This is a genomic window from Rhodoglobus aureus (assembly GCF_039527955.1).
In the GTDB taxonomy this organism is placed as follows: domain Bacteria; phylum Actinomycetota; class Actinomycetes; order Actinomycetales; family Microbacteriaceae; genus Rhodoglobus; species Rhodoglobus aureus.
The window spans coordinates 23,412-45,756 of sequence record NZ_BAAAKW010000068.1; the positions used below are offsets into that span (position 1 = coordinate 23,412).

Annotated in this window: 20 protein-coding genes; 7 read left to right on the forward strand and 13 right to left on the reverse strand. The window is 60.3% G+C overall.

Annotated elements, in window-relative coordinates; translation table 11 throughout:
* The first annotated feature begins 28 nt into the window (after window positions 1-28).
* Together ABD112_RS13460 and ABD112_RS13465 are read left to right on the forward strand one after the other, a co-directional pair.
* On the forward strand, window positions 29-985 hold the full coding sequence (locus tag ABD112_RS13460; protein ID WP_343926674.1) for an AAA family ATPase: 957 nt from the start codon (window positions 29-31) through the stop codon (window positions 983-985).
* A 2-nt stretch (window positions 986-987) separates the two neighbouring features.
* Window positions 988-2,280 carry a DUF58 domain-containing protein gene (locus ABD112_RS13465; protein WP_343926675.1) on the forward strand — a complete coding sequence of 431 codons (1,293 nt, stop codon included), beginning with the start codon at window positions 988-990 and terminating at the stop codon, window positions 2,278-2,280.
* Between the two features lie 102 nt (window positions 2,281-2,382).
* On the opposite strand, the gene ABD112_RS13470 is transcribed toward ABD112_RS13465, so the two are convergent.
* Together ABD112_RS13470 and ABD112_RS13475 are read right to left on the reverse strand one after the other, a co-directional pair.
* Window positions 2,383-2,910 carry a ferritin gene (locus ABD112_RS13470; protein ID WP_343926677.1) on the reverse strand — a complete coding sequence of 176 codons (528 nt, stop codon included), beginning with the start codon at window positions 2,908-2,910 and terminating at the stop codon, window positions 2,383-2,385.
* 95 nt (window positions 2,911-3,005) lie between these two features.
* Complete coding sequence (locus ABD112_RS13475; protein ID WP_343926710.1) at window positions 3,006-4,001, reverse strand: stage II sporulation protein M; 996 nt, start codon at window positions 3,999-4,001, stop codon at window positions 3,006-3,008.
* 16 nt (window positions 4,002-4,017) lie between these two features.
* Between ABD112_RS13475 and ABD112_RS13480 the strand changes: the two genes are divergently transcribed.
* Window positions 4,018-4,878: an RDD family protein gene (locus tag ABD112_RS13480; protein ID WP_343926678.1), complete on the forward strand. Its 861-nt coding sequence runs from the start codon at window positions 4,018-4,020 to the stop codon at window positions 4,876-4,878.
* Here ABD112_RS13480 and ABD112_RS13485 read toward each other — a convergent pair.
* Together ABD112_RS13485 and ABD112_RS13490 are read right to left on the reverse strand one after the other, a co-directional pair.
* The gene (locus ABD112_RS13485) at window positions 4,875-6,299 is read right to left on the reverse strand and encodes a phosphomannomutase/phosphoglucomutase (RefSeq protein ID WP_343926680.1); all 1,425 of its coding nucleotides are present in this window, start codon (window positions 6,297-6,299) and stop codon (window positions 4,875-4,877) included. The two genes, ABD112_RS13480 and ABD112_RS13485, sit on opposite strands and share 4 nt — an antisense overlap.
* Window positions 6,286-6,501: a DUF3499 family protein gene (locus tag ABD112_RS13490; RefSeq protein ID WP_343926681.1), complete on the reverse strand. Its 216-nt coding sequence runs from the start codon at window positions 6,499-6,501 to the stop codon at window positions 6,286-6,288. The genes ABD112_RS13485 and ABD112_RS13490 overlap by 14 nt, the downstream gene beginning before the upstream one ends.
* Before the next feature lie 62 nt (window positions 6,502-6,563).
* Here ABD112_RS13490 and ABD112_RS13495 point away from each other — a divergent pair, with 62 nt between their 5' ends.
* Entirely contained in the window at window positions 6,564-7,007 is a 444-nt protein-coding gene (locus ABD112_RS13495) for a metallopeptidase family protein (RefSeq protein ID WP_343926683.1), read from the forward strand.
* Between the two features lie 13 nt (window positions 7,008-7,020).
* Here ABD112_RS13495 and ABD112_RS13500 read toward each other — a convergent pair whose 3' ends face one another.
* From ABD112_RS13500 to manA, 7 genes are all read right to left on the reverse strand, one after another.
* Window positions 7,021-8,601: a DUF5719 family protein gene (locus ABD112_RS13500; RefSeq protein WP_343926685.1), complete on the reverse strand. Its 1,581-nt coding sequence runs from the start codon at window positions 8,599-8,601 to the stop codon at window positions 7,021-7,023.
* On the reverse strand, window positions 8,598-11,408 hold the full coding sequence (locus ABD112_RS13505) for a glycosyltransferase family 2 protein (protein WP_343926687.1): 2,811 nt from the start codon (window positions 11,406-11,408) through the stop codon (window positions 8,598-8,600). Before ABD112_RS13505 ends, ABD112_RS13500 begins: the two co-directional genes overlap by 4 nt.
* A gap of 93 nt (window positions 11,409-11,501) precedes the next feature.
* Window positions 11,502-11,828, reverse strand: a complete 327-nt coding sequence (locus ABD112_RS13510) for a WhiB family transcriptional regulator (protein WP_343926689.1) — start codon at window positions 11,826-11,828, stop codon at window positions 11,502-11,504.
* A gap of 140 nt (window positions 11,829-11,968) precedes the next feature.
* On the reverse strand, window positions 11,969-12,934 hold the full coding sequence (locus tag ABD112_RS13515) for a GDP-mannose 4,6-dehydratase (protein ID WP_343926691.1): 966 nt from the start codon (window positions 12,932-12,934) through the stop codon (window positions 11,969-11,971).
* Window positions 12,931-13,920, reverse strand: a complete 990-nt coding sequence (locus tag ABD112_RS13520) for a GDP-mannose 4,6-dehydratase (protein ID WP_343926693.1) — start codon at window positions 13,918-13,920, stop codon at window positions 12,931-12,933. The genes ABD112_RS13515 and ABD112_RS13520 overlap by 4 nt, the downstream gene beginning before the upstream one ends.
* Window positions 13,921-14,044: 124 nt before the next feature.
* Window positions 14,045-15,313, reverse strand: a complete 1,269-nt coding sequence (locus ABD112_RS13525; RefSeq protein ID WP_343926695.1) for a polysaccharide biosynthesis protein — start codon at window positions 15,311-15,313, stop codon at window positions 14,045-14,047.
* Window positions 15,314-15,323: 10 nt separating this feature from the next.
* Complete coding sequence (gene manA / locus ABD112_RS13530) at window positions 15,324-16,502, reverse strand: mannose-6-phosphate isomerase, class I (RefSeq protein ID WP_343926697.1); 1,179 nt, start codon at window positions 16,500-16,502, stop codon at window positions 15,324-15,326.
* 108 nt (window positions 16,503-16,610) lie between these two features.
* Here manA and ABD112_RS13535 point away from each other — a divergent pair, with 108 nt between their 5' ends.
* The 3 genes from ABD112_RS13535 to ABD112_RS13545 are packed head-to-tail and all read left to right on the forward strand — an operon-like array spanning window position 16,611 to window position 20,431.
* Window positions 16,611-17,795 (forward strand): acyl-CoA dehydrogenase family protein, encoded by a 1,185-nt coding sequence (locus tag ABD112_RS13535; protein ID WP_343926698.1) that lies wholly within the window; start codon window positions 16,611-16,613, stop codon window positions 17,793-17,795.
* 9 nt (window positions 17,796-17,804) lie between these two features.
* Window positions 17,805-19,133, forward strand: a complete 1,329-nt coding sequence (locus ABD112_RS13540; RefSeq protein WP_343926699.1) for an O-antigen ligase family protein — start codon at window positions 17,805-17,807, stop codon at window positions 19,131-19,133.
* Window positions 19,130-20,431 (forward strand): O-antigen ligase family protein, encoded by a 1,302-nt coding sequence (locus ABD112_RS13545; RefSeq protein WP_343926700.1) that lies wholly within the window; start codon window positions 19,130-19,132, stop codon window positions 20,429-20,431. The genes ABD112_RS13540 and ABD112_RS13545 overlap by 4 nt, the downstream gene beginning before the upstream one ends.
* Window positions 20,432-20,461: 30 nt before the next feature.
* Here ABD112_RS13545 and galE read toward each other — a convergent pair whose 3' ends face one another.
* Both galE and ABD112_RS13555 read right to left on the reverse strand, forming a co-directional pair.
* Entirely contained in the window at window positions 20,462-21,439 is a 978-nt protein-coding gene (gene galE / locus ABD112_RS13550) for a UDP-glucose 4-epimerase GalE (RefSeq protein WP_343926701.1), read from the reverse strand.
* Between the two features lie 59 nt (window positions 21,440-21,498).
* Window positions 21,499-22,146 carry a glycosyltransferase gene (locus ABD112_RS13555; protein ID WP_343926702.1) on the reverse strand — a complete coding sequence of 216 codons (648 nt, stop codon included), beginning with the start codon at window positions 22,144-22,146 and terminating at the stop codon, window positions 21,499-21,501.
* Between the last annotated feature and the right edge of the window lie 199 nt (window positions 22,147-22,345).

The window sequence follows — 22,345 nt, forward strand, 5'->3', positions numbered from 1 at the left end:
CGAGCCAGAGATAGAGAAGAATCGAGATATGACTGACGAGCAACTGCGGCACGCATTCACTCAACTCCGCACCGAAGTAGGCAAGGCGGTTGTTGGCCAGGATGCTGCGGTGACCGGGCTCACGATCGCTCTACTCACCGGCGGACATGTTCTGCTCGAGGGCGTTCCCGGCGTCGCAAAGACACTGCTGGTTCGCACCCTCAGCCGTGCCCTGCAGCTCGATACCAAGCGCGTGCAGTTCACCCCCGACCTCATGCCCGGTGATGTCACTGGCTCGCTGGTCTATGACTCCAAGTCTGGCGAGTTTGAGTTTCGCAAGGGACCGGTGTTCACGAACATCCTGCTGGCGGATGAGATCAACCGCACCCCACCCAAGACGCAGTCATCTCTGCTGGAGGCAATGGAAGAACGGCAAGTTTCTGTTGACGGCCAGTCGCTGAAACTTCCCGTGCCGTTCATGGTCGCCGCAACGATGAACCCCATCGAATACGAAGGCACCTACACGCTGCCAGAAGCCCAGCTCGACCGCTTTCTGCTCAAACTAGTGCTCGACCTTCCCGAGCGCGACGCCGAGATTGAGGTTCTCACGCGCCACGCTGCTGGCTTCAACCCGCGCGACCTTGCCTCTGCCGGCGTCACCCCCGTGCTCGATGCCGCAATGCTCGCTGCCGCACAAGCCGCCGTTGCCCAGGTAGGGGCAAGCCCCGACGTGATTGCGTATGCCGTAGACCTCGCGCGCGCCACACGCCAGAGCCCCTCAGTGAAGCTTGGCGTGAGCCCCCGTGGTGCCATTGCACTAATCTCCGCCGCGAAGGCGTGGGCCTGGCTGACCGGCGCCGACGCGATCACGCCTGACCACGTTCAGAGCATGGTGTTGCCCGTGCTTCGCCACCGCATCCAGCTTCGCCCCGAAGCCGAGCTTGAGGGCGTCTCTCCCGACGTCATCCTGCGGTCGATCGTGCAGCAAGTGCAGGTACCGATCTAACAATGGCGCTCTCTGGATGGTTCGTTGCCCTCGTTGCGTTCGGGATTGTTCCGATCGTCATCACTGGTGAGCCTGCCGTGCTTGTCTTGTGGCTTCCCTTTGTGATCGTGCTGGGGCTCATCGACATGGCGTTCGCAGTGTCGGTGCGCTCGTTGCGTTTTGAGCGAACCTCCCCCGATCGGCTGCGCCTCGGCGAAACCACGAGCGCAACGCTACGAATCACCAACCCCGCACGACGCCGACTGCGCGCCATCGTGCGCGACGGATGGCAGCCCTCCGCAGGAGCACACACCAACCGTGCCCGACTAACGGTGCCAGGGCGCGAACGCCGCGAACTCACCACGGTTCTCACTCCGCTGCGGCGGGGAACGCGTGAGGCAGCGCACATCACTGTGCGTTCTTACGGACCGCTCAGGCTCATCGCCCGTCAAACCACCGTCGTCGTTCCCGGTTCGTTCACAGTGCTGCCGCCGTTTAATTCCCGTAAGCACTTGCCGTCTCGTTTAGCGCGGTTGCGCGAACTCGATGGCGCTACGAGTGTCATGATTCGCGGCCAAGGCACCGAATTCGACAGTCTGCGCGACTATGTTCGCGGCGACGATGTGCGTTCAATCGACTGGCGTGCCACTGCCAGGCGCTCTGAGCTAGTGGTTCGAACCTGGCGCCCCGAACGCGACCGACGAGTCGTAATTGTGGTCGACAGTGGGCGCACGTCGGCTGCTCGCATCGACGACGAACCCCGTATCGATACCGCATTTGAGTCTGCACTGCTTCTTGCCGCTCTCGCCTCCAGCGCCGGCGACCACGTGGATTTCATCATCTATGACCGCCGCGTTCGTGCCCGCGTTCAGGGAGCCGCCGGCCCCGATCTGCTCTCAAAAATGGTCGACGGAATGGCACCGGTTCAACCAGAACTCATCGAGATGGACTGGAGTTCAGTGCCAGGACTCGTGCGCCAAGCCACATCACAGCGGGCGCTCGTGGTGCTCGCCACAACAGCGGAATCTCCCGGCGCGAGCCGCGGACTGCTCGCGATGCTCCCCCAGCTGACAACCAAACACACCGTTGTGGTGGCATCCGTCGCTGACCCAACGATTGTGGATGCTACGCGCGACCGCTCGACCCGTGACGCCGTTTACCAGGCAGCGGCTGCGGAGCGCGCTCTCCTCGATCAGTCGCGCGTGGCCACCGCGATCAACCAGCTCGGAGCTTCAGTAGTGTCGAAGCGCCCCACTGAGTTGCCGCTCGCTCTTGCCGATCACTACATCGCTTTGAAAGCTGCGGGCAAGCTCTAGCCTGAGAAGCGGCGCCCAGGTTGTGCGCAACCGAACTCGGTTCCCCCTCTCACATCAGTCGAGGGTTGTTGCGGGCGCTCAATTTGGTCCGTGCTGCGAGCACTACAACGCCCCGCCTGCCGATGCTGGGGCCGATGCATCGTTGCCCTCGCCGACGCTCTCGCGCACCAGATAGTTCTCGACATCGAACAAGTTCTCTGCCCGGTTCATGATGGTGAGAAGTGTTGACATAGAGGCGACTTCTTCGACCTGCTCTTTCAGGAACCAGAGCATGAACTGCTCACCGAGCGCGTCATTTTCGGTGCGCGCCACAGCAAATAGTGCCTCAATTTGCTTTGTGACCCGCTTCTCCTGCTCGAGCGCGAGCGCGATCGGCGCACTCTCGTCGGTGAAATCGTTGATCACAGAATCAATGCCCGGGATTATGATCCCGAGATCCCGATCGAGCCGGTACTGCACGAACATCAAGGCGTGGTTGCGTTCTTCGATGGACTGCCGGTAGAAATGCTTGGCCAGCTGGGGCAGGTCGCGGTTGTCAAACCAGACAGCGATAGCGATGTACTGCTGCGAGGCGGCGAACTCGTGACCGATCTGCTCACCAAGCAGTTGGTCGAAACTTGTTTTATTCATACCTCGACGGTACTCGCGACCGCCCAAGGTCGCCACAGTGCCGTAAGTCGGGTGCCGAGAAGTTCTCGCACTCACCACCGGTTATTGGTACGGCCCTAGTTGGCGACGATGTGGGTTGCACCGGCATCGAATTCGCTGAGGTCGCCTGTGTTGCCGGCGCCAGCGCTTCGCCCGCCGAGGGTCCACTGGTACGCCAAGAAGCCGGCAAGCGCGATAGTGCCGATGCCAATCTTGATGGGCCAGGGCCAGTCTTGACGGGTGACGAAGCCCTCGATGATGCCGGAGACAAGTAGCGCGAGTATTAGCCCGACGACGATCGTGAAAAGCGCACGACCGTCTTGGGCGAGAGCTTGAGCGCGGGTGCGAGCGCCGGGCGCAACCCAGGACCAGAAAATCATTATGCCGGTAGCACCGGCAACAAAGATCGCGTACAGCTCTAGTTGACCGTGCGGTGCGATGTAGAGAAAGAAAACATCGAGTCGGTCGAACTCGTTCATGATTGCGGCGGTGAAGCCGAGCTGTTGTGCGGTGTTGAACAGCAGATAGGGCACGTAGACGCCAACGATCCCAAAGGCAATGGACTGTGTAGCGATCCACGCGTTGTTGGTCCACACGAAGCCCGTGAATGACCCGCCAGAGAATTCTGAGTAGTATCCGACGAAGTCGTCGCGGGCTAGCGCCTCACGCTCAGCCGGGCTGCCAAAATTGGCGAGCACCTGCGGGTTTGAGATCGCCCACCAGGCGAAGAGGAACCCGACAAGGAACGTGGCAGCAGCAAGGGCGAGCGACATCCACCGCACTCGGTACAGGGCTGCCGGAAGCTGCACAACAAAGAATTGGGGCAGTTGGCTCAACAGGTTTGCGGAGGCGCCGGTGAAGCGCAGGCGTGCGCGACTGAGTGTCAGCGAGAGGCGATCTGCCTGTGCCGACTGACCGCTGCTGGTCTTCATGGCCGAAAGATTGGTTGCCCCCGACTGGTAGAGGTCGATAAGTTCATCGACTTCTGCACCGGAAAGTCGGCGTTGTGACCCCAATTGGGCAAGCCGATCCCAGTCTTCGCGGTGCGCGGCTGAGTATGAGTCGAGATCCATCTGCTTAAATGATGTCATGCCCGGCACACAAATGAGCAACACTCTTGCCTATGACGATGAACCCGACGAATTGGTCACCGGCGAAGCGGTGGCGCTAGAGCTTCACTCAGCAAGTTTTGTGTTGCGCGCTGCTGGTTCGATCATCGATTTCTTGGCCTATGGAGCTGCCCTCGTCGGTCTGCTTTATGGGGCGTTCACGTTCGCCACAAATGTTGGCCTCGACTCCGCCATCGGCCAAGCGCTGACTGTCAGCTCGCTAGTGATTTGCCTCGTCGTACTCCCCACCGCTGTTGAAACTCTGAGCCGAGGAAAGTCTCTCGGCAAGCTCGCAATCGGAGCGCGCATCGTTCGCAACGATGGTGGCGCAATCGGGTTTCGCCACGCCTTTATCCGCGCCCTTATCGGTGTGCTCGAAATTTTCATGACGGCGGGAGGCCTAGCCGCAATCGTCGGTCTGCTCAATAACCGCGCACAACGCCTCGGCGATCTTGTCGCTGGCACCTACAGCCAGTACGAGCGTGTGACCAAATTTGCCAACCCCGTCGTGCAACTTCCCGGGCAGTTGGCCGAATGGGCTCGAACGGCAGACGTCGCCAAGATGCCGGATGCTCTGGCTCGACGCATCTCACACTTCTTGGTTGCGGCACACGGGTACACGGCTGTTACACGTCGACAGCACGCAGCCAATCTCGCCAACGAAGCCGCCGCTTTCGTGTCACCGGTACCTCACGCTGAACCCGAGGTCTTTCTCTCGGCTGTCAGCGCTGTTCGGCGAGAGCGAGAGACGGTTGCGCTCACGGGCGAAAAGACCCGGCTCGATGCTCTAGAGCCAGCGCTCACAAGTGTTCCGCGAGGCTTTCCGAGCAACCGCGGTTAGGCGCGGATGAGGGCAAGGGCGCGGTCGCGAATCATCGCTAGCTGCGCCGCCGAACCGGCCTCAACGTTCAAGCGCAACAGCGGCTCTGTGTTTGATGCACGCACGTTGAACCACCAGAACGATTCCTCATCACTCGTGATACCCGTGACCGTGAGGCCGTCAAGCTCATCGAACTCGGCCTCCTGGGCAAAAGCTTCGCGAATGCGGGCCGTTGCGGCAGGCACATCGTCAACCACGGAATTGATCTCACCGCTGTTGGCGTAGGGCGAATAGCGCTCGGAGATCACCGAGAGGGGCCCGGGTTGCATGCCGAATTCGGCAAGCAAATGCATCGCGGCGAGCATCCCATTGTCAGCACCCCAGAAATCGCGGAAGTAGTAGTGCGCGGAGTGTTCGCCACCGAAGATCGCACCGGTTGCCGCCATCTGATCCTTGATGAGCGAGTGGCCAACGTTCGTGCGCACAGGAATCGCCCCAGCGGCAACGATCGTCTCCGGCACAATGTTCGACGTAATGAGGTTGTGGATGACAAAGATGTCACCATCCGGCTGCGACGCACGCACACGCTGAATCTCTCGCAAGGCCACGACCGCAGCAACAGCACTAGGACTCATCGCGTTTCCGCGCTCATCGACAACGAAGCAACGGTCGGCATCGCCATCGAAGGCAAGCCCCAGATCTGCACCGTGTTCGATCACAGCTTTCTGGAGGTCAACAATGTTGGCCGGGTCGAGCGGATTTGCTTCGTGATTGGGGAAGGTGCCATCGAGCTCGAAGTACAGGGGGATGATTTCGATCGGAAGCTCTGGAAGCCCTGCGGCTGTTGAGAGCACCGCTGGCACCGTCATGCCGCCCATGCCGTTGCCGGCATCTACAACCACGCGAATGGGCCGGATGCTCGTCAAGTCGACGAGTTCGCGCAGATAGCCCGCATAACCGGCGAGAACATCAACCTCGCGCTGCGAACCCGGCTGGGCCACTGCCTCAATTCCCGACTCGAGATAGGCCTGGGCACGATCGCGGATTGCCCTCAAACCGGTGTTGAAGCTGATGCCCTGAGCACCCGCCCGGCTGAACTTGATGCCGTTATACGTTGCCGGATTGTGGCTGGCCGTAAACATTGCGGCAGGAGCATCTAACGATCCGGATGCGTAATACGTCTCATCGGTAGAGCACAGCCCGATCAGTACAACGTTGCCACCGCGAGCACGAGCACCCGCCGAAAATGCTGCCGCGAAACCCGGTGAGGAATCTCGCATGTCGTGACCGACAATGACCTCGCTGCCCGCAGCATCCACTTCGTCGACGAAGGCCGCGCCGAGCGCCTCAACCACATCATCAGTGAGCTGGGAACCGACAAGACCACGAACGTCGTAAGCCTTAATGAAGGGAGTTAAATCGATGGCGCTAGCTTTGCTCATGCCCCAAAACTACATGCCGAACGACCTGCCACCCCAGAGGCACAGAGAGACGTTCAGCATGACGGGCGCACAAATCGTAGCTGTGTGGCTCTGCGTTGTAACTCAGCGGCCCCAGTACGGCCATGGAGTCTGAGTAGACATACGTGAGAGTGGCCTCGGCTTCTTCGTTGCAGGAGACCTTGCTACACGGGCGCTGAATCATCGTGACCCCAGCCTACGACCGTGCACCCCCAGGTGGGCAACTACGGGCCGTAGAATGGTCTCGTGGTTAGATCATCGAGGCGAGTGCAGAAACGCTCTGTACGCGGCAACTGGCGGGATCGTCACGGCCGCGGCATCCGCGCTGCCGTCACCGGGCCGCACCTGCCGCTTTTGCGCAGTCGCCACGGCAACTTCGAGCTCACGGTCGCCTCCGCCGCCCAGTTCTTGAAAGAAATGTGGCCAGAAGAACTCGCCAACGCGCGTTTCGAAGTTGGGCTCATGCCCGGCAGCAGCCCAGAAGGCACCAAAGTTGCCCGCTGGAAAGTGGTCGCCGACGAACACCGCATCGTCCTCTTTCGCCTGCCCATCGAGCGAATGGCCAGGTTGCACCGCGATGACGAACTACACCGTCGGATGCTGATCGAAAGCTGCGTGTTCCGTGCCGTTGCCGAATACCTCGGTAAAGAACCGTGGGAACTCGCTCCAGATCGCTTTCGACACTTTTAACGCGCGCAGCGCCTTACGGAAAGACCGTCAACGGCGAAGACCCCGGAGTTTGCGGGTCGATTGCGTATGCCGCAATGAAACCGTTTTGCGACTGAGTCACACTGACATGCACCGGAGCGCTGTGCCCGAGCATGTACGTGGTTCCGTTCGATACCGGAACCCGCAGCGCAGCCTCCGGTTCAATCGTGAATTCCTCGACGACACCGGCCGCGGATGTTAACGTCACAGTCGCTGCATCATCGCCAGGGTTCACAATATTGAGCATCGCCGCCAGACCTGCTGCAACCGTGAACTGGGTGTCGTCTGCTAGCGCTGGGCTCGCCGTGAACCACGCAAAATCTGTCGCTGTCACCTTGCCGCCCTTAAGCAAAGCGGAGGTTGTGCGCGCCGAGGTGACAATCGGAACATCAGACTCGATCTGCAACGAATAGGCGCCCGTTTCGAGTTCTTCAATCGGAATGTCTGTGACCACACCCGCACTCAAATCAAGGCTGAATTTTATGGGAGCACGCTTGGGATCCGCCGGAGTCAGCGTCGCTGAAATTTCGGCGGCTTTCTCACCAGGAACGAAAACCCGCACGACGGCGATCAGGTCATCAGATTGCGTCACAGTTCCGCGAAGCGCCTGCACTGCCTCAAGGTCGGTCACAACAATTCCAGGGATCACGACGGATCGCGACGGCAGGGGCGTAGGCCCCACAATTTCTACGCCACCAGGATCAAGACCGCGCACGATCGACTGCTGAAGTTCGGCAGTGATTTGACCGCCCGTGCTCGTGACATGAACTACCGGTGAGGAGACACCGGGAGCAAAGCCCGCCAACGAAAGTACGCGCTGCCCATTTGGTGGCACCACAATGCCTGCAGTACCCGCCGCCGACACAACGCCGCGCTCATCGAAGATATCCAGGGTGACCGTAGCAGCCACCTCCGTGGGGTTAGTGAGCGAAACGAGGGTAGTGCGACCCGTTGTCGTTGCCCCACCAACCAGCCAACTGTCGCCACCGACAGCCCGGCATCCCGCGGATGCAAAACCGACGTAATCGCCGATACTCACCGACTGCGATTGTGCGCCGCTCAGTCGCACCATGCTCTGCGGATCCTGCGCGTCAGGGGCTGCGCTGAGCACGAGAGGGGCTGCGACTGCCTCGCCGGTTTCGGCATCCGAAGCGCTGATACGTGCTTGCTCGACCGCACCAGAGCTTGACGAGAATCGTGTGATCGCTTGGCCAAGGGTGAATACCGAGGATGCTGCCGCACCTGACTCGTCAGACAGTCTCAAGAGTGGCCCAGGGCAGGTGAGCTGCTGTGCCGTGGGAACCGGGACAATTACCGCGCTTGGCGGCTCGGCGCTCAGCGAAGGCAAGTCCACAAACGTCGCGCCCAAGACCACCGCAGCCGCCGTGCCGATTCCGACGACGCCAACGATTACGCGAGCGCCGACCAGTGCAGCCGCCTTTGCCGACACCGGACGTCGAGTGCTCGATTCCGGTTCGACAGCGCCGGTCAACTCAGAATCGTCATCAAACTCACTGCCAGTGGGTTCGTCAGGCAGGGCTGCTGCCTCGTCAGGGGTGGAGTCGCTGCCGGTCATTCGCTCGCCTCAATCACGGTCACGGCACTCTCTGCCTTCGCCGCACGCAGCCGCCGGCGACGTGTCGTAGGGATCGCCAACAGCAGGGTGAGGCCAAAGATCAGTGCCTGCCCAGCGAGGATCGCCTGCCCTAGCTGAGTTCCGATGTTGCTCGGTCCGATGGTTCTCGTCGTCTCACTGCCCCCGGGATAGTGCCAGAGGTAGCCCTGATCGGTGTCGCCGATCGGGTTGAGCAAGCTGTTGCCATCGAGCGCTTCGATGATGCGCTGATGTGTTTCCGCGTTGTCCTGGTTTAACTTTGGAGTCAGCACAATGAAGGCGATCTGAAGTTCGTCGAGTTCAGCCGCGCTATCAAAACCGCTGCGTGATGCGATATTGCCCGCGAGTGTTGCGCTTCGTTTCGCTGCGGCCGACAGCTCGGTGCTTGTCGCCGCAATCGTCGACTGCTCGTCAAGCCCAGAGCCGCGGCCACGATGTACATCTACCGCGATGGTCGAATCTGAGGTGACGGTTAGCTGCAGCGTGCCGAGTCCGTCGCGTTGAGTTGATTCGGCCGAAACGAAAGCAGGGAGCAAACGGCCGTTGCTTGCCGATACTGGGGCGGCTCCGGATGTCAGCGACCACAGTGGTGCCGCTGCAAGCACGATCACTCCGGCCAGAGCAACCAGCGAGGGCAGCGCCGCATGTCGTTCGAGGCTTTCAACAGCGACGACAACGGCACCACAGAGCCCCAACCAGTAGAGGCTGAGGGCCGCGCCCGCCCAGAGCACAACCGACGATTCACCCGCCGAACTCACCGAGACATGCGTGACAGCCACTGCGGTCACAAAACCCAGCAGCGCTAGCGCTAGCGACGGGATCGCGCGGCGAGATCCCGGCACGAAGAGACTCATCAGCGCGAGTACGGCAAAAGGAGACAACAGAAGTGCAACCAGAAGCGGGGCGTATTGGTCATTGAGGCCCAGCGTCGACAGCAGTGTGCTCCAGCCGTTTGAGCCAGGAACAACGCTTCCGATCGCAAGCTGCCAGCCGTTGGAGGCAACGCGAGCTACTGGCACCCCTGGATCAGCAAAGATTGCCCACACAGTGCCGCGCGCAACCTGCTGCATTACCAGCGGAGCGAACAGAGCGGCCGCCGGGAGCACAATCCAGAGCAGGCGATGCGAAGACTTGGGTCGCGCAATGATCCACGCCACCAGTGCGATCAGCAGCGCAGGAATCACGCTCGGGGCCGACGCTGCAATCGCTGCGAAGAGAATGGCCGCAATTGCCGACATCGCCCAGTTGTGGGCAGCCCGAAGCACCGTGAGCACAAGCCACGGAAGCAGGATGTGCACGAGTACAGCACCCAATTGCCCCTCGCCGAGCGAGATCAAGAAACTGGGCGCTAACGTCCAGGCTGCAGCTGCGAGAGTCGGTGCCCACGTGCGCTCAGAGATGGATGCCGCACACAGCCAGGCTGCGAGCGCGGCGAGCGGAAGCGCGACCAGATACAGCACGACGATACTGAACGATGGATTCCAGAACGTGAGCGAGCCCATCACGGCTAGGACTACAGCAACGGGATCCGCCGCAACGACCTGTTGCGCCAAATCGTTCCAGCCATAGCCGATATGAGTCCAGAGTTCAGAAACGCTCGACGACAGCGGGAGCAACGCTCCCCCAGAGAGAGCCTGAACATCCACAAACCGGGAAAAGCTGATGACGCCAGCGACCGCAGCAAGAAGCACAACCCACGCGCCTCCATTGTTGAAGAAGCGAGGACGAGCAACTTCGAACACGGCGTCTGGCGCATCACCGCTTCGCTCATGGGCACGCAGCTCGCGCAGCTCCGCCCATGACACCCGTAGCGGATCGACCGCACCAAAACTGAGCCGCTTGTTGCGCTTGAGATTGAGCCTCGCTGCAACTACGCCGCCATCAAAGATCGCCGCAAAAGCGGCAGCGAACTCACCGGCAAGCGCTGTAGGTCGCTTGGCCACCAAGTGCCCGAGCGAACGCAGAATCGCAAGCGGCAGCAGCGTAAGCCAGTGCAAGGGCACCGCAAATCCTGGCGCATAAACCAGACGCCGGTGCAATTGGGCAAAGCGCTGAATCCGATTGTGGGCGGCCGCCGAAACAGAACGCTTGCCGAAGAGTTCAGGCCCGCCGGCGCTCGCAACGCGGGCATCGGCGACTGCGACAACCCGGTGACCGGCCAAACGCGCGCGAACACAGAAATCGAGTGCGGCATCCACTGATGGCAGTTTCGGATCGAAGCCGCCCAAGGCGCTCCACACTTGGCGCCGCACAAGCATTCCTGCGCCGGCTACGCCTAAAGTGTCGGTCTGCACATCGTGCTGAGCCTGGTCGAGTTCATCATTGACGAGTCCGAGCGAGCGCCCGAGGGGTGTCAGCGACTCACCAAAGTTGGAGATGACTGCAGGGTCGTCCCAACGCACGAGCTTGGGGCCAGCAACCGCAACCGACGGCGCAATCTCCACCGCACCAAGAAGGGCACGCAGGGCATTCGGATCGGGAGCGCTGTCATAGCTCAGCAACCAGAGCCACTCATTTTCGGATGCTTGCGGCGCTGCGGACTGCAATGCCTGAGCAATTGCGCCGCCAAAGGTTCGCCGGCCGTGAGCGTCAGCGATCTGTGCGGGCGCTGTCTCGACCATGATCGACAACGACTCGTCGCTGGAATCGGCGTCAACAGCGATCACCGAATCGGGTCGCCTAGTCTGCGCCGCAATCGCGGCTAGCGTGCGTGGCAGATATTTGGCGCCATTTCGGGCGACGATGACTGCTGTGACTCTCGGCTGCATTTGTTTGAGACTATGCGCGGAGGGCACTCAACAACACTCGACTCGCTGCGGTTGAGCGAGTCTGGGAGTTGCCCTCAACGAAAGGTCAAGGCCTTAGCTGGCGCGCTTGCGTAGCTTGCGACGTTCGCGCTCCGACAGACCGCCCCAAATTCCGAATCGCTCATCGTTTTCGAGAGCGTATTCGAGGCACTGGCTGCGCACTTCACACGAGGAACAAATCTTCTTCGCGTCCCGAGTTGAGCCGCCCTTTTCAGGGAAGAACGCTTCAGGATCAGTTTGGGCACAGAGTGAGTCTGTCTGCCACGAGAGCGCGTTGCCGTCTTCGTCGGTGAGCGGTTGCCGCACACCAGGGACTCCGAGTCGAACGGGGTCGACAAACCAGTCGTCAGGAACCCCTGAGCGGTATCCGCTGTTGCCCATCTGGTCTCTCTCCCCTCCGCTTTCAATGCTTCGCATCAAATCGCGTTACATAATTACACCGGTGTAGTTCCCGAGAGTCAAGTCGCAGATGATAATTGCCTCGACCAGAACTTAAGGGTTATGGCGCGCCGTGACTTCAGTTAACTCAGCAAAGCGAGATCATGATCGACCATTGCCGCCACGATCTCATCAAACTTCACCGTTGGCGACCAACCTAAAACCTTACGGGCCTTGCTCGCGTCCCCCAGCTGTAGGGCTGCATCCCCTGTACGCAGAAGAGTTTCAGACACGCTAACGCGGTCCTGCCAGTCATCGACCCCGGCGCGTTCGAATGCTGCCGCCACAAAGTCTCGAACCGAGTGCGAGACACCAGTGGCGATAACAAAGTCATCAGGCTTCGAGTGTTTAGCTGCTCTCATCAGGGCGTCAGCGTAGTCAGGCGCCCAGCCCCAATCGCGCTGCGCCTCCATGTTTCCGAGTTCGAGCGTCTCTTGTTTTCCAGCCGAAATGCGGGCAGCAGCGGCCGTGATCTTGCGGGTCACAAATGTCTCAGGACGTCGCGGAGACTCGTGGTTGTACAAAATCACTGACGATGCAGCCACACCAGCGGTGCGATAGGCGCCCACAAGGCCGTGTGCGTACGCTTTCGCGGCCCCGTACGGGCTTGTCGGGCGCACGGTCGTCTCTTCGTTCTGTGGCGACTCATTGGGCGCACCGAAGATTTCAGCGCTTGACGCCTGCACAAAGCGGATGTCGGTGTTGCCGCGATCGTGGATCAGCTTCACCGCTGCCAACATTTCGGCAACCACAGCGCCATTCAGCCGCGCGGTGAGAGCCGGATTTTGCCACGACTGGTAAACCGAACTCAGGGCAGCAAGGTTGTAGATCTCGTTCGGCTCAACGTCTGAAATGAGTTGTGCGATCGCGCTGTCAGTGGCGAGGTCAAGTTCGTGCGCGACGACACCGTCGGTGACAACCTCATCCGCATCGCGCGTAACGCCGTGTACCTCATACCCTCGGGCAAGGAGGAGTTCTGCAAGGTACGAACCGTCTTGGCCGGTGACCCCGGTGATCAGTGCCCGTCTCGTGATCGGTGCGCGTGTCATTTGATGCCGGCGAGCTCTTTCTGCTCGACGAGGTCTGCCTCGACCATCATCGCGATAAGTTCGGGAAACTTGACTGTCGGCTTCCAACCGAGTTTCGCTTGTGCTTTGGCCGAGTTGCCCACGAGGAGGTCGACTTCTGCCGGGCGCATGAAACGCTCATCCAACTCGACATAGCTGCTCCAGTCATGAATGCCGACTGCAGCAAAAGCATGATCGAGGAGTACGCGGATGCTCTGGGTCTCGCCAGTCGAAATGACGTAGTCATCGGGCTCATCCTGTTGCAACATCAGCCACATTGCCTCGACGTAGTCGCCAGCGAAGCCCCAGTCGCGTTGAGCGTCAAGGTTGCCGAGAGTGATCTTGTCTTGCAAGCCGAGGGAAATGCGTGCCACAGCGCGGCTGACCTTGCGTGTCACGAATTCTGGCCCGCGGCGCGGAGATTCGTGGTTGAAGAGCACACCAGAGGAGGCGTGCATGCCATACGACTCGCGGTAGTTGATGGTCATGTAGTGGCCGTAAACCTTGGCAACGCCGTAGGGCGAGCGCGGCCAAAGAAGGGTGTCTTCGTCTTGCGGCACGGTCTGCACTTTGCCGAACATTTCTGAACTCGAGGCCTGGTAGAAGCGCACTTGCTGGCCGGTCGCAGCCATGTGAAGGCGCACCGCTTCGAGAGCGTTGAGCACGCCCATGCCTGTAACTTCGCTGGTGAGGTGCGCGTTCTCCCACGAATATGCCACGAACGAGATTGCGCCAAGGTTGTAGAACTCGTCGGGCTTAGCAACACTCATTGCGCGCATCAGGCTCGACAGGTCGGTGAGGTCGCCGGTCAGAATTTCGACATCCGGAAGCTCCCGCTCGAGCAATTCACGCTTCGGGTTGTTCTGCCCGCGCATGAGGCCGAAGACCTTGTAGCCCTTCGACAGCAGCAACTCTGCAAGGTAGAGGCCGTCTTGGCCGGTGATACCTGTAATGAATGCGCGCTTCATAGTTGTCTCTCTTGCTTGCTTGCGGCCGGCTGTTTCCGGGTTCTGAACCGAAACTTCGGCGGATGCAACGCTACTGGAACTTGAGCCGTCGTGCAGGGCCCGGCAGCTGAGTCAGTGGCGCAGGTTAGATCTCGGTCGGTGCGTTGCCCGGTCTCGTGGTCGCCACGATGAATGAACCGGCCTTCGCCCGTAGACGCCACACGAACAACGCCTGGGTGCACACCGATACGGTTTCGCCGATCGCTAGCCCCCACGCCCCGCCCGCAGCCCCGTAGGTTGCGCTCAGCAACAGGATGGCGGGCACTCCGACTGCGGCCGCGAGCAGCACGCTCAGCATGAACTGGCGGCGAGCGCCCATCCCGACGAGAGTGATACGCCCGAGCGAGGTGCCCAGAGCGATCCCCAGGGTTGCAACGCCAAGGCCAAGCGCCGTGGCTTCGTTGATGGCGACCTCAGCGCCGAAGAGCACTTCAGACAGCCACGGCCCCAGAACAGCAAACGCCGTGAGGCCTGCGAGCCCAAGGCCAGCGTGCACAATAAAGGAACGACGGATGCGGTGACCAAACTCTGCATCGCCCGCCTCGACAACCCAGCCCTGAAGCGCGTTGCCTAGCGCAGAGACCGAGTACTGGCCGATTCGATACAGCTTGTCGCCGGAGACGTAGGCCGCGGCTTGAGCGCTTGCTGCTGTTGCTCCGACGAAGGTGACAGCCAACGAGTTGTACGCTCCCCCAGCAACCTCTGTTGTCACGGCAGAGCGGTTCGCCCGAAACACTTCGCGAATCGCGGACTTGTCGCGACGCATCAGTTCAGCGAGACCGGCGGTGCGAATCGCAAACAGGCTAACGCTCAGCAGCGAGGCTGCCACTAATAGCACGGGGTACCAGAGCACGTCACCGGCGTTCAACACGATCACCGCGGCGATGACGGTTGCCACAATTCGCGGCGAAATCTCATAGATCGCGATCAGGCTGGCGCGTCCGAGCCCAATCATGAACCAGGCACTCGACAGCCCGGTCAGACTCATCGCGACCGCCATGACTGCGGCATCCACTCGATAGTCACTCGGCGACACCGCGGCAGCAATCGCGCCCGCAAACAATGCACTCGGCATCCAGACCAGAAGGCGTGCCTGCACGCTTGTAGCCAGCAATCGGGGGCGGATGCTCGGCTCAGCCAATGCGATCAGCGGAGGCCCGACCGTGTTGAAGCCCAGCGCGACAATCAGCGCAAAGAATCCGCCACTGGATTGACCGACCGCGATCGCGAGCCAAGCATCAGCTCCGGCAACTCTCGCCAAAATCGGCAGGAACAAAAATGGGGTGATCAGCGACAAGAACGGCAGCCCCGCAAAGCCGAGGATGCGTTTAGCGAAGCTTCCTCGCGCGGTCATGACAGCAACACTATTGCGTTGCCGCCACAAACAACTGACCGGCTCCCTGAATTTTTAGGTGGCGCTCATCGGCTGAAACGAATACTGATCCACCACGCGCGAGTGTTGCAGATCCGCTCGCTCCCTCGACGACGAAATTGCCCTCGGTGCAGAGCACGATCGCAGCACTTGAGATGTCGAGCGAGCAGTCACCGGCAATCTCCATCAGTTGAAAATCGCGAACCGGCGGCTGGAATACTTGCGCGGCGCTGCTCAGCGCGTGGGGGCGCAGGTACGGCACCGGGCTAGCCGAGAAATCGAGCACACTCAACAGCTCAGGAACATCAACGTGCTTGGGAGTGAGACCACCGCGTAACACGTTGTCTGACGCTGCCATCAACTCAATACCGAGACCCCGAAGATAGGCGTGGATATTGCCAGCAGGTAAGAAGAGCGCTTCGCCCTTAGTAAGAGTCACATGGTTCAGCATGAGCGCGATCAGAACGCCAGGATCCCCGGCGTAGTGCCCCGCGAGAGTGCGCACGAGCGCAAACTCTTCTGCGGCGGTTTCGGCGAGCGCGGTGACACGTTCCACAAGCTCCGGCACAGGGTCGCCGGCCGAAATCAGCCACTCGAACATCGCCCGCAAATCGGAGTCTTCGCGAGCGAAGGCCAACCATTCTGCGAACAGGGCTGGCTGCGGGCTGGTGCTTGCGGCATCCAACTCGGCTAGCCGTTCGATGGATGCCCGGGTGTCGGCCATTGACCGAAATCCGCACAGCGCCTCAAACGTGTCACTCACCGCGACAATGAGTTCTGGCTTAGCCGAGGCATCTTTGTAGTTGCGGTTTGATGCCGTAAGCGGAACGCCAGCCGCGTTCTCGCGAGCAAAACCTTCGGCCGCTTGTTCGGGTGTGGGGTGTGCCTGCAGGGACAGCGGCGCACCAGCCGCGAGCACCTTCAGCAGGAATGGTAGCTGGGTGAGGCCGTCGCCAAGAATCTGTGCACCGTCACGCTGAATCCACTCGTTGAGATCGCCAGCGCCTCCCGCCTGAGCCGGGTCGACGATGACGCTCGGGCAACCAGGATGCGCGCCGAGCCACAGTTCCGCTTCGGGCTTTCCGGTCGGCTGGGTTCCCAGAAGTGCGGAAATTTCTCCCGCCGAACCCCAGGCATAATCGCGCGGAGTATTAGTGATGCCTACAAACATTCAGTCCACTCTTCTCGAAGCCTTAGACCAAAGTACCAACGGTCTAGAAGCGACGGGTGCTCACGCTTTAGGCTCACAATGATTTCGATAAGCAATGGAGCGACGACTATGTCATTTGAGACCCTCAGCAGCGACTTCTACGGCTACGAGAATGCACTTACCGATCAGGAAAAAGACACAATCCTGAAACTGCGTGCGTTCCTCGACAAAGAGGTGCGCCCGATCGCAAACGATCTGTGGGCAAAAGCCGAGTTCTTCGATCGCGATGTGGTCGTCAAGGGGCTTGCCGATCTCGGGCTCTTCGGACTCCCGTGGGCTGAAACCCAGCCGTTCAAGAACTCTGCAGTCTTCCGTGGCTGGGTCGCGCTCGAGCTTGCTCGCGTCGACGCCAGTGCCGCAACCCTCGTTGGTATGCAGAACGGTCTCGTCATGGGGTCGATCGGCGTTGCCGGTTCCCAGGAGCAGCGCGATGAGTGGCTACCCAAGTTTGCTTCGGGCGAGTTGCTCGGTGCCTTCGGCCTGACCGAACCCCTCTCGGGCTCAGACACCGCACAGGGTCTACAAACTGTTGCCAAGCGCGACGGTGACAACTGGATCATCAACGGTTCCAAGCGCTGGATCGGCAATGGTTCAATCAGCGACGTGACCATCATTTGGGCGCGTGACGAAGCCGACAATCAGGTCAAGGGATTCATCATCCCCACCAGCACCCCCGGCTATTCCGCAACACGCATCGAAAACAAGCAAGCACTACGCATTGTTCAGAACGCCGACATCGTGCTCGACAACGTCGTCGTGCCGGAAACCAACCGTCTGCAGAAGTCGGAATCGTTCCGCGAGACTGCTGCCGTGCTGCGCCTCACCCGAGCCGAAGTGGCGTGGGCCGCGGTCGGAAACTCCATCGGCGCCTACGAGGCTGCTCTCAAATATGCCAATGAACGCACCCAATTTGGCAAGACCATCAGCAGCCACCAGCTCGTTCAAGAACACCTCGCCAAGAGCCTCGGCAACATCACCGCGTCGATCGGCATGGTGACGCGCGTCTCCGAAATGCTCGATGAGGGCATCCAGAAAGACGAGCACGCCGCACTGGCCAAGGAATACACGACCAGCCGGATGCGCGAGACCGTCGCCTGGTGCCGCGAACTGCTCGGCGGCAACGGCATCGTGCTCGACTACGGCGTGATGCGTCACTTCGCCGACGCCGAGGCCATCTACTCGTATGAAGGAACTCGCGAAATGAACACGCTCATCGTGGGTCGCGCGATCACAGGCAAGGCGGCATTCGTCTAATCTTGCGTAATGCGACTGATTGAGCACCCGAGGGCGCGAGCCTGGTACCTCGCTCTCTCGCTACTGATCCTGTTTGGCGGGGATGCCTGGCGCTACTCGGTCGGCTGGGTCGGCTGGGGAGTTGCTGCGGTTGCCCTCGCGGCGGCGTCCGTGGTGATTCTTGTTCAGTCGAGGAACCGCTGGAGCATCGGCGGGCTCCCATACCCGTTCGTCGCGTTCATGGCTTTAGCGACGGTGTCGCTTGCGTGGTCGCAGTATCCGGCCGCAAGCGCGCTTGGGCTCCTGACAACCTGGCTCACGGTACTTGGCGCGCTTGCTCTCGCCATGAGCTTCACGTGGCAAGAACTGCTGAACGGGCTTGCTCGAGTGCTGCGCATCCTGATCGCGGTCTCCCTAGTGTTCGAGCTCGTCGTCGCCACGATTGTTCGGGGTCCGATCCTTCCGTGGACGACACAGCCTGAAGTTGCTGTGCCTGGCTACGACACCATCCCTAAGATGCTCTATTGGTCGCGCAACGAACTGTTCGAGACCTTCGACGACGGTCGCATTCAGGGCATCGTCGGCAACGCCAACCACCTCGGGTTCCTCGCGCTTCTCGGCGTCATCGCGTTCTCGATTCAATGGGCAACCGGCAGTATTAGCCGGCGGTGGTCGATTACTTGGATCGCGCTGGCGACGTTGACCCTGTTCTTCACTCGTTCCGCGACCGTAACGGTGGCGCTCGCGGCTGTCGCTCTCACTGCGGTGGGATTGCTCGTCATTCGCAACCGTCGCACTGAGCGTGCCCGCCGCTGGAGCGCTGTCGGTTTCGTTGCACTGGCAGGCGCGGGCATTGCTATCGGGTTTGCGCTTCGAGGCACTATCTTTGGGCTCCTCGGCAAGAGCAGTGATCTCACTGGTCGCGCGGACATCTGGCAGACGGTCATCGGTCTTGCCGAGCAGCGCCCAGCGTTTGGTTGGGGGTGGATCAGCTTCTGGATGCCCTGGGCCGAGCCATTCAAGGGACTTGTTATCCGCAACGGGGTTGTGCAGGTTCAAGCGCATGACACGTGGCTAGACCTGTGGCTGCAACTGGGAATTGTCGGAGTCGTGGTGTTCGGTGCGCTGGTGGCCTCAGCCCTGCTGCGAGCGTGGCTTGCTGCTGTGGATCGCCCCCGCACAGTGCCTGGCGCGACAGATTCGTATTCAGCGCTGACACTTTTGCCAATCTTGGTGATGGTTGCGCTGATCGTGCAGAGCATCCCTGAAAGCCGTCTGCTCGGCGAATATGCGCTGGCGATGCTCGTGATTATTGCGGTCAAGACAAAACGGCCTGACTGGATGGTGCGCACCTCATGATTCAGCCTCCGCCCCGCTACCGCGTCGTGATCGACACGGGTGCCGCAATTCTCGGTTCCGCGCGGATATCTTCGGTGCTCTCGACGGTAGCGGTGGCGACTGCGCTCTGCGCGTTCGCGCTTCGCCAAGTAATTGGCACTGCAGGCCTTATCGCTATCTTGTTGAGCCTGGTGGTTCTCGTCGCCGCGTCGCTCGCCGCACAATGGGGCAACATCGGCTGGCGTGCGCTCGTTCCCATCTCGCTGATGGTGTTCACTGCGTGGGCGTGGATCAGCATTTTCTGGAGCCAGTACCAGTGGGCATCGCTTGCAGCACTCAGCTACCTGCTGGTGTTCACTGTGCTCGGAATCTACATCGCATTGGTTCGCGACACCATCCAAATCGTTCGCGTATTCGGCGATGTGATGCGCTTTGTTCTCGTAGTGTCGATTGGGCTCGAGATCCTCACGGGGCTCGTCTTCGACACCTCCTTCAAGGCTCTCGCGATCGCGGGAAACCTCGGCACCGCTGACCCGATCCAAGGTATTTTCGGTGCACGCAATCAATTGGGCATTATCGCCGTTATTGCGCTGATCACTTTCGCTACCGAACTGCGCACGAAGTCGCTGCGGCGCGGGTACGCAATTGGGTCGCTCGTTCTCGCTGGAGTCGTGCTGGTGCTCTCACAGTCTCCGCTCGCCTTCGGCACAGCGCTAGTAGTTCTTGTTGCGAGCGCCGCACTGTATGGGCTGCGGCGAGTTCCTTCGGGGCGTCGCCGGTATTGGCAATTCGTCTTGATCGGATTCGTTGCCGCTGTTGCTCTTATCAGCTGGCTATCGCGGATGGCGATTGTTGCCTCCTTCGATGCGAACGGCGATCTGTCGTACCGACTTGGCGTGTGGCGCCAACTCTGGTCGTTAGGTGAAATACATCGCCTTGAGGGCTGGGGTTGGATAGGCCCCTGGAATGCCGATCTTGCGCCGTTCACGGCATTCGGTAATTTTGGGGGACGGGTTCCCGGCTCCGCGCACAATGCGTATCTCGACGTCTGGTTTCAGTTGGGCCTCGTCGGCTTCCTGATCTTCGTCGGCCTTCTCGGGCTCGCCTTTATGCGCTCGTGGTTGCTTGCGTCGCGACGGCGCAGCGTTGTCTATGCGTGGCCTGCCTTGGTGTTGCTTGTCCTGGTGATTAGCGCGTTTGCCGAGAGTTCACTGTTGATCGAGTTCGGTTGGCTGACCTTTGTGGTGTGCTGCGTGAAGGCTGCGCGGGAGCTCAGTTGGCGGAATGCCCTAGACACCAAGCCTCAGTCGTCCGTGTAGCTCGCGTCGTTCCGAGCACAGTTCGTCGCTCTACGGTCGCGCAGAGAGTGCTTCGAAGTGCTGCCGAGATAACCAGGCGGACTCCACGATGTCGCTGACGGTGTAGCGCGCGCTCCACCCGGTTAGTTCACGGATGCTGTCCACAACGCCCACGACCGCGGCCGGATCTCCCGCGCGGCGGTCGAGAACTGAGGCAGTGAGACCGCTGCCGGAAACGTGCAGAATCGCATCCACCATCTGGCGCACGGTCGTCCCAACACCGGTACCGATATTGAGCACGGTGTTGGCTGGTTGTTTGGGCAGCGCGTCGAGAACAGCAAGGTGCGCTTCTGCGACGTCACTGACGTGCACATAGTCGCGAACGCACGTGCCGTCGAGAGTGTCGTAGTCGTCCCCAAAGATCAGGGGTGCTTCGTTTGCTGCGATCTGCTCAAAGCAGATCGGAATAAGATTGAGCGCTTGTGTGTCTCCGAGCTCAGGGCGACCGGCCCCGCCCACGTTGAAGTAGCGAAGGCTTGCGGCACGGAGCGGCCATGCGCGCGATGACGCGCTGATGAGTTGCTCACCGACAAGTTTGGTAGCGCCGTAGGGATTGATGGGTTTAGTCGGCGCATCTTCTGCGATTGCCCCTGAGGCTTCGCCGTAAACGGCGGCTGACGAAGAGAACACGAGCTTGTGAACCTTGGCCGCTTCCATTGCCATTAGTAGTTGCGCCACGCTGCCCACGTTTTGCTCGTAGTACCAGGCTGGCTTCTCGACAGACTCGCCTACCTGCTTTTGACCGGCAAAATGAATGACTGCGTCGATGCGGTGGCTGCGCATGATCTCGGCGAGCTCCTCGGCGCAGTCTGTGGCAAGGTTCATCTCAAAAATTGGAATGTCAGGAACGCGATCCGGTTTTCCTGTGACGATGTCATCGACGACCACTACATGATCGCCGCGAGCGTCAAGCAATCGAGATGTATGGGCGCCGATGTACCCGGTTCCACCGGTGACGAGAACTCGCATCCACTCAGTCTAAGAGGCCCATCGCATAGATCGTAAGAGACTTCGGCGAGCGGAGGGAATTATGTCGCCAAGAAAGAACGTAGCGCCTCGGCAGAGCGAGCACCACTGTGAAAAGCGTTGACAAATCGAAGCCCGTCGGATGCCACCGTTTGGTACTTCGCTCTGTCATCGAGAATCCGTATGATCGCGTCCGACACACCATCTGGTTCTGTGTGCACGATCGGCAAGTCGCACCCTGTCTCACGGCGAACAATTTCAGCAATTTGCTGGTCGATAGCCGACACCACGACCAGTCCTGCCGCCATTCCCTCGCACGAGGCGACACCGTAGTTTCCGCTTCCAACGGAATCCACCAAAATGTCCGCATCTCCAAGAACTTTCGGCATTTCCGAGTTGGGCACACCGCTGATTCTTCGGTAGGTGATCGTGCCTTGCTCGTGGAGAGCCGCCAGCGCTGCATCCACTAAGTCGGAACGTTTCATGATCTCTCGACTGGGCGCGTGAACAACCACGGGAGCGTCTTTGGTGAGCGGGATCCGTCTGCTCGCCCACTCCTCAACCTTGATACACACGGGCAACCATGTAGCCTCCGGATGATCGCGCACCAGACCAGCGGTCGAGACAAACCAGGGCACTCCTAGCTCTTTGATGAGTGCTTGATTGCTTTGAGCGACCCGTTCCATTGAGGCCACGCGCTCCGGAGCCATGACGTGGAATGGCGAGAAAGCGTATCTCTGAGCATGGCCACTCGGCTGTCGCACTTCACTTCCATGGCTGATCATTCCAACTCGAACGCCACGCTTCTGGAGTGCATCAATCTCGCGCCTGACATCACCGTCGAATAGCGACCCGAAGACGGGCATACAGGCCTCAATCAATACATGACTAAACCCAGAAACGACGTTT

What these genes read in the sequence shown, in the direction of transcription:
- ABD112_RS13520 (WP_343926693.1), bottom strand. Translation starts at nt 13,920, where the DNA reads ATGAAGCGCGCATTCATTACAGGTATCACCGGCCAAGACGGCCTCTAC.
- ABD112_RS13490 (WP_343926681.1), bottom strand. Translation starts at nt 6,501, where the DNA reads ATGATTCAGCGCCCGTGTAGCAAGGTCTCCTGCAACGAAGAAGCCGAG.
- ABD112_RS13470 (WP_343926677.1), bottom strand. Translation starts at nt 2,910, where the DNA reads ATGAATAAAACAAGTTTCGACCAACTGCTTGGTGAGCAGATCGGTCAC.
- ABD112_RS13535 (WP_343926698.1), top strand. Translation starts at nt 16,611, where the DNA reads ATGTCATTTGAGACCCTCAGCAGCGACTTCTACGGCTACGAGAATGCA.
- ABD112_RS13480 (WP_343926678.1), top strand. Translation starts at nt 4,018, where the DNA reads ATGCCCGGCACACAAATGAGCAACACTCTTGCCTATGACGATGAACCC.
- ABD112_RS13525 (WP_343926695.1), bottom strand. Translation starts at nt 15,313, where the DNA reads ATGACCGCGCGAGGAAGCTTCGCTAAACGCATCCTCGGCTTTGCGGGG.
- ABD112_RS13485 (WP_343926680.1), bottom strand. Translation starts at nt 6,299, where the DNA reads ATGAGCAAAGCTAGCGCCATCGATTTAACTCCCTTCATTAAGGCTTAC.
- ABD112_RS13515 (WP_343926691.1), bottom strand. Translation starts at nt 12,934, where the DNA reads ATGACACGCGCACCGATCACGAGACGGGCACTGATCACCGGGGTCACC.
- manA (WP_343926697.1), bottom strand. Translation starts at nt 16,502, where the DNA reads ATGTTTGTAGGCATCACTAATACTCCGCGCGATTATGCCTGGGGTTCG.
- ABD112_RS13505 (WP_343926687.1), bottom strand. Translation starts at nt 11,408, where the DNA reads ATGCAGCCGAGAGTCACAGCAGTCATCGTCGCCCGAAATGGCGCCAAA.
- ABD112_RS13500 (WP_343926685.1), bottom strand. Translation starts at nt 8,601, where the DNA reads ATGACCGGCAGCGACTCCACCCCTGACGAGGCAGCAGCCCTGCCTGAC.
- ABD112_RS13555 (WP_343926702.1), bottom strand. Translation starts at nt 22,146, where the DNA reads ATGGCTCCGGAGCGCGTGGCCTCAATGGAACGGGTCGCTCAAAGCAAT.
- ABD112_RS13510 (WP_343926689.1), bottom strand. Translation starts at nt 11,828, where the DNA reads ATGGGCAACAGCGGATACCGCTCAGGGGTTCCTGACGACTGGTTTGTC.
- ABD112_RS13540 (WP_343926699.1), top strand. Translation starts at nt 17,805, where the DNA reads ATGCGACTGATTGAGCACCCGAGGGCGCGAGCCTGGTACCTCGCTCTC.
- ABD112_RS13475 (WP_343926710.1), bottom strand. Translation starts at nt 4,001, where the DNA reads ATGGATCTCGACTCATACTCAGCCGCGCACCGCGAAGACTGGGATCGG.
- ABD112_RS13465 (WP_343926675.1), top strand. Translation starts at nt 988, where the DNA reads ATGGCGCTCTCTGGATGGTTCGTTGCCCTCGTTGCGTTCGGGATTGTT.
- ABD112_RS13545 (WP_343926700.1), top strand. Translation starts at nt 19,130, where the DNA reads ATGATTCAGCCTCCGCCCCGCTACCGCGTCGTGATCGACACGGGTGCC.
- galE (WP_343926701.1), bottom strand. Translation starts at nt 21,439, where the DNA reads ATGCGAGTTCTCGTCACCGGTGGAACCGGGTACATCGGCGCCCATACA.
- ABD112_RS13460 (WP_343926674.1), top strand. Translation starts at nt 29, where the DNA reads ATGACTGACGAGCAACTGCGGCACGCATTCACTCAACTCCGCACCGAA.